This window comes from uncultured Nostoc sp. (assembly GCF_964245575.1).
In the GTDB taxonomy this organism is placed as follows: domain Bacteria; phylum Cyanobacteriota; class Cyanobacteriia; order Cyanobacteriales; family Nostocaceae; genus Nostoc.
Window position 1 is genome coordinate 22,092 of sequence record NZ_CAXTNP010000077.1, and the last position, 6,000, is coordinate 28,091.

At 46.5% G+C, this 6,000-nt stretch carries 5 protein-coding genes; 1 reads left to right on the forward strand and 4 read right to left on the reverse strand.

All coding sequences use genetic code 11. The features are described 5' to 3' along the window. Nucleotides 1-146 precede the first annotated feature (146 nt). Entirely contained in the window at nucleotides 147-983 is an 837-nt protein-coding gene (locus ACFFAP_RS14610) for an SWIM zinc finger family protein (protein ID WP_375511876.1), read from the forward strand. A 52-nt stretch (nucleotides 984-1,035) separates the two neighbouring features. Here the strand turns inward: ACFFAP_RS14610 and ACFFAP_RS14615 are convergent, their stop codons facing one another. From ACFFAP_RS14615 to psbD, 4 genes are all read right to left on the reverse strand, one after another. Further along, on the reverse strand, nucleotides 1,036-2,628 hold the full coding sequence (locus ACFFAP_RS14615) for a hypothetical protein (RefSeq protein ID WP_375511877.1): 1,593 nt from the start codon (nucleotides 2,626-2,628) through the stop codon (nucleotides 1,036-1,038). A 185-nt stretch (nucleotides 2,629-2,813) separates the two neighbouring features. Then, on the reverse strand, nucleotides 2,814-2,999 hold the full coding sequence (locus ACFFAP_RS14620; protein ID WP_375511878.1) for a PCP reductase family protein: 186 nt from the start codon (nucleotides 2,997-2,999) through the stop codon (nucleotides 2,814-2,816). Nucleotides 3,000-3,128: 129 nt separating this feature from the next. Next, nucleotides 3,129-4,520 carry a photosystem II reaction center protein CP43 gene (gene psbC / locus ACFFAP_RS14625; protein ID WP_375511879.1) on the reverse strand — a complete coding sequence of 464 codons (1,392 nt, stop codon included), beginning with the start codon at nucleotides 4,518-4,520 and terminating at the stop codon, nucleotides 3,129-3,131. Next, nucleotides 4,504-5,559, reverse strand: coding sequence for a photosystem II D2 protein (photosystem q(a) protein) (gene psbD / locus ACFFAP_RS14630; RefSeq protein WP_100900373.1), 1,056 nt, complete (start codon nucleotides 5,557-5,559; stop codon nucleotides 4,504-4,506). The genes psbC and psbD overlap by 17 nt, the downstream gene beginning before the upstream one ends. Nucleotides 5,560-6,000: the final 441 nt, after the last annotated feature.

The following is a 6,000-nucleotide window of genomic DNA, read 5'->3' on the forward strand; positions in this document are numbered from 1 at the left end:
GCCCCTATGTTGTCCTAGACATCCAGTCTGTAGGTATATTTGCATATTTGCAAAACTGATATGCTCCCAACTATAAGCGCTATAGTCTTAAGTAACTGTCATAAAATGAGAAATCGCGCATCTATTCCATAATTTTGAATTGACTTATGACTAATTACACATTACAAGCAAGTCGAGAATGGTGGTCACAACAATGGCTAGATTTATTAGATTCCTATCGTTTTAAAAAGCGTTTAGAACGTGCAAGAAACTATGCTCGTCAAGGAAATGTTTTGAGCATCGAATTTAAAGGTGCAAAAGTATTAGCTAGAGTGCAAGGTAGTGAAGTAGAACCTTATAAAGTTTCCCTTTCCCTTGAACCTTTTAGTGATGAACAGTGGGGTTATGTAATTGAAAGCATGTCTCAAAAGGCAATTTTTGCTGCCAAATTACTAGCAGGAGAAATGCCACAAAATATAGAAGAAGTCTTCACGGCTAATGGTCTTTCGATATTTCCATTTACCCTTGCTGATGTTCATAGTAAATGCTCTTGTCCTGATAAAGCAAATCCCTGTAAACATATTGGTGCGCTGTACTATCAGTTAGGCGATCGCTTCAGTGAAGACCCCTTTGTACTATTTCAATTGCGCGGACGCACCAAAGAGCAAATTATCAGCGATTTACGCCAATTACGTAGTGCCAAGATTCAACATAATACCACAGAAACGCCCGATATTCAACAGTCAATTCCTAATCACAAATACTCAGTGAAAATTGACTCTTTCTGGCAATACAATGAGCCACTAGAGTCATCATTAGTAGTGATTGCGCCGTCCACTAGTGAGATGGTATTAGATGTATTAGGAGCAATCCCCCTAGCGAAGGAAGAGGAAAATGCAGTCAATTCAACTTCGAGTGATGTGGTAATGAAGTCTTTGAATACAGTTTACAGAGATGTCAGCCAGAAGGCTTTTTTAGCAGCAATGAATGTGGGAGCGAGTTGATACTAATTCGTAATTTGTAATTATTTTTCGTGAGATTGTTGTAATTTTAGTTTCAGACCAAAGTGCTGTAGCACAAAGAGCGATCTGCAAAGATAAAATTCTCAAAGCCTGTTGTGGAGAGTGTAATAACATTTTTATTGTTATTGAAGCTGATGTTAGCTGGGTTTAGGGCATTGCCCGAAATTACACCAGAAAAAGTGAGTTCAGAGCGATTGAAAGCACTGAGGTCTAAGGTGTCAAAACCTTTTCCACCATCCACAGTCCCAGTACCAAAGCCTTTGAAGTAGTCATTTCCAGTGCCTAGATCAATGTTGATACCGCCACCAATAGTAACTTTTTGTTGAACTTCATTGATGGTAGTGGTGGATGTAATTTTGTCATTGCTATCGCCAGTCTTGATAGTTCCTTTTCCATAAATGCCATAGGCAGTACCACCAATTGTTGCTGTAGCCTGTCCGGTAAGAATGTCACAACCATTCCCAGTATCAATTACTCCGTCGTTGGAGATGCCATAGGCGATGAAGTTGTGGCCTGAAGGACCAACAATTTTTGCTGTAGCCTGTCCGGTAAGAATGTCACAACCATTTCCAGTATCAATTACTCCGTCGTTGGAGATGCCATAGGCGATGAGGTTGTAGGCTGAACCGTTGCCAGAACCAGTAATTGTGTCGTTGCCCTGCCCTGTGGTGATGGTGGCACCTTTCATGTTCTGGATGCCAGTTCCATCACTGTTTATGCCGCCAGTACCTGTGCCAGTGCCTATGATCGTGTCTTCTCCGTCTCCGGTATCCAGTTTCTTACTGTTAGTGATGCCAGTTCCAGTACCGCCGATACCACCTTCACCACCAGTACCCGTGCCAGTGATAGTGTCATTTCCGTCCCCAGTATTGAGACTGCCATTATTGCTGATGCCAGTCCCTGCACCGTTATCGCCGGGTCCAAGTCCGTTGCCGGCAATGCCGCCGATACCGATGCCAGCGATCGTGTCATTTCCGTCTCCGGTATCCAGTTGCCCAGTGTTGCTGATACCTATCCCAAATCCGCCGTTGCCGCTGAGGCGACCGCCACCACCAGTGCCGCCCTGACCAGTGCCAGCGATCGTGTCATTGCCATCCCCTGCATTCAGTTTGCCACTGTTACTGATGCCTGTTCCAGTACCACCACCGCCGCCACCGCCGCCACTTTCGCCATTGCTGCCAGTGCCATCGCCGATGATAGTGTCATTGCCCAACCCAGTATTAAGGATGCCAATGTTACTGATGCCTGTCCCTGCACCGCCACCGCCGCCACCGCCGCCAAAATCAAGAAAAGGAGAAGGAGGCGCATCCGCGCCCTTGCCTCCACGACCCCCAATACCCTTGCCGATGATAGCGTCGTCGCCTGACCCAGCATTCAGATTGCCATTATTGCTGATGCCGATACCAGCACCGCCTTTGCTGCCATTGATGTTCTTACCGATAGCACCATCACGGCCTTTACCGCCAGTACCGATGCCTTTAATGGTGTCCTTTCCTGAGCCTGTATAAATGAAACCTCCAGTTAAAATATCAATCCCAATTGCTGGAAATTTATTTAAATCTTCCCCAATTAAAGTGTCGGAACCAGCAGTGCCTGTGAAATTGGGTGGAACCGTAAATCTAGGCATAATCAAAATCCTCTAAATTCAGATTAGTATGGTCAGTTCGCTCATTTAGATTGTCGCTTGGCTTTGCCTTTTGACGGCGACGACTACTTTTCTTCAACTCACCTATTAAGCTATTACCTCTTGTAAAGCATTACTCGGTCTGCTAGATTTTTGGCGACTGTCATTGTTACGACCTCCAGAATGTTTTATTGTCCAAACTCAAGCCTAGCCTGTTCTACCAAATCGGCTGTCACAATCTCTTGGTTTGCCTCACGAGCCAGTTGTTCAAGTCTGGCTCTAGCTTGAGCGCGGACAAAAAAGGGAATATTTTGCAATTTTTCCTTAGCTTCAGATGTCCATTGCAAAGCATCAATAAAATTGGAATCGCTCATGGTATTAATTATCTTGGTAAGTCGCTCAGTTAATCAATAGATTACTAATTTTCCTATAAAAAAAGCTCTTGCTTTTATGCAAGAGCCTCTAAACTATTTAATTATCAGTGATGAAATAAACTTTACAACCTAATCTAGGTCGTCCATAAACATCACTGGCTCAGTATCACGGTTAATTCCTTTCTCAAAACCACCAGCCGCAGCCCGTGCGCGACCAGCGTGCCACAAGTGACCAACTAGGAAGAAGAATCCTAGTACGAAGTGAGAAGTCGCCAACCAAGCACGAGGAGATACGTAGTTGAAGGAGTTAATTTCGGTAGCCACACCACCCACGGAGTTCAGAGAACCCAGAGGAGCATGGGTCATGTATTCAGCAGCACGACGAGCTTGCCAAGGCTGAATATCGTTCTTGATTTTTTCTAAGTCAAGACCATTGGGGCCACGTAGAGGCTCCAGCCAAGGGCCACGGAAATCCCAGAAGCGCATGGTTTCACCACCAAAGATGATTTCACCAGTGGGAGAGCGCATCAGGTATTTACCTAAACCAGTGGGGCCTTGGGCAGAACCGACGTTAGCACCCAAGCGTTGGTCACGAATCAAGAAGGTCAAAGCCTGAGCTTGAGAAGCTTCTGGGCCGGTAGGGCCAAAGAATTCGCTTGGATAAACGGTGTTGTTGAACCAAACAAAAATTGAGGCAATGAAGCCCATCAGCGAAAGAGCGCCCAAGCTGTAGGAAAGGTAAGCCTCACCAGACCAGATGGATGCACGACGTGACCAAGCAAAAGGCTTGGTAAGAATGTGGAAAATACCGCCAGCAATACAGATAAAAGCAATCCAGATGTGACCACCGACCACATCTTCCAAGTTATCGACGCTAACAATCCAGCCTTCGCCACCGAAGGGAGACTTAATTACATATCCGAAGATAACTGCTGGGTTCAGTGTCGGATTAGTAATAATCCGAACATCACCACCGCCTGGTGCCCAGGTGTCATACAAACCACCAAAGAACATTGCTTTTAGCACCAACAGCAGCGCACCGCATCCCAAAATAATCAGGTGGAACCCGATGATGTTGGTCATCTTGTTCTTGTCTTTCCAGTCGTAACCAAAGAAAGAAGAGTATTCTTCTAAGGTTTCTGGACCACGGACGGCATGATAGATACCGCCAAAGCCAAGGACGGCTGAGGAAATTAGGTGGAGTACACCGACAACAAAGTAGGGGAAGGTGTCGATGACTTCACCACCAGGACCAACACCCCAACCCTGAGCGGCGAGGTGAGGTAACAGGATCAAGCCCTGCTCGTACATGGGCTTTTCAGGAATGAAGTGAGCGACTTCAAACAAGGTCATCGCTCCAGCCCAGAATACAATCAAACCAGCATGGGCAACGTGAGCACCCAGGAGTTTGCCAGATAAGTTGATTAAACGTGCGTTACCAGACCACCAGGCAAACCCGGTGGATTCTTGGTCGCGTCCAGTGCCGCTTAAGACATTTTGTCTATTAGAGAGCGTTACCACGTGGTAATACCTCCTCAGGGAATACAAATTGTTCGTGGGGTTGATCTTGAGGAGCCATCCAAGCGCGGATACCCTCATTCAGCAAAATGTTTTTGGTATAGAAGGTTTCAAACTCCGGGTCTTCCGCCGCCCGCAATTCTTGGGAGACGAAATCATAAGCCCGCAGGTTGAGTGCTAAACCGACGATGCCGACGGCGCTCATCCACAAGCCTGTGACTGGCACGAACAACATGAAGAAGTGCAACCAGCGTTTGTTTGAGAAAGCAATACCGAAAATCTGTGACCAGAAACGGTTTGCCGTCACCATTGAGTAGGTTTCTTCTGACTGGGTTGGATTGAAGGCGCGGAAGGTGTTAGCACCATCACCGTCTTCAAACAAGGTATTTTCGACTGTGGCACCGTGAATGGCGCACAACAAAGCACCACCCAATACACCCGCAACACCCATCATGTGGAAGGGGTTGAGTGTCCAGTTGTGGAAGCCTTGCAAGAATAATAGGAACCGGAAAATAGCAGCTACACCAAAGCTAGGTGCAAAGAACCACGACGATTGTCCCAAGGGATACATCAGGAATACACTGACGAATACCGCAATGGGAGCGGAGAAGGCGAGGGCGTTGTAAGGACGGATACCTACTAGACGGGCAATTTCAAATTGGCGCAACATGAAGCCAATCAAACCAAAGGCTCCGTGCAGGGCCACGAATGGCCACAAACCACCCAATTGGAACCAACGGGTGAGGTTGCCTTGAGCTTCTGGCCCCCACAACAGCAATAGGGAGTGTCCCATGCTGTCGGCGGGGGTGGATACTGCCACTGTTAGGAAGTTACAGCCTTCTAGGTAGGATGAAGCTAACCCGTGGGTGTACCAAGAGGTAACGAAGGTGGTACCGGTCAGCCAACCGCCTAGTGCTAGGAAGGCGCAGGGGAACAATAGTATCCCTGACCAACCTACGAATACGAAGCGATCGCGCTTGAGCCAGTCGTCTAGAACGTCAAACCACCCTCTACTAGGGGCGCGTCCAACTGCGATGGTCATCGGACTAAAATCCTCTTTTTACTAAAATTGCAACGTTTCTAAGACAGTGCAAAGAGCCAGTCTAACCGACTGCCGTGAGGAATTAACGTTTTTTTTGACAATCTCAACAGCGTCAAAGCAACTGAGATTCTGAGAGCTTGCCGATTAGTGAAATCAGCATTTCTCTTTCTTTATGCCATTACACGTACCATCGGCTAGTAATCTAGCTTGTGGTAACTTAATGATTCTTAACTTATCACACTACTCAGGGTTTTTGCCTGATACACACCAAGCAAATCAGTCATGAAACACGAACCTTATAAATAATATGAATATCAGAAATTTTACAATTTGACACAACTTTTCTCAGAAATGTAAAAAAATTTAGTCTACATGGACGTAGGTAGGGAACTCATTCCCAAAAGGTGAAAAACAGGCAGGGAGAGGGGAGCAGGGGGGCAG

Coding starts and splice junctions, on each gene's coding strand:
- ACFFAP_RS14620 (WP_375511878.1), bottom strand. CDS start 2,999: ATGAGCGATTCCAATTTTATTGATGCTTTGCAATGGACATCTGAAGCT.
- ACFFAP_RS14615 (WP_375511877.1), bottom strand. CDS start 2,628: ATGCCTAGATTTACGGTTCCACCCAATTTCACAGGCACTGCTGGTTCC.
- psbD (WP_100900373.1), bottom strand. CDS start 5,559: ATGACCATCGCAGTTGGACGCGCCCCTAGTAGAGGGTGGTTTGACGTT.
- ACFFAP_RS14610 (WP_375511876.1), top strand. CDS start 147: ATGACTAATTACACATTACAAGCAAGTCGAGAATGGTGGTCACAACAA.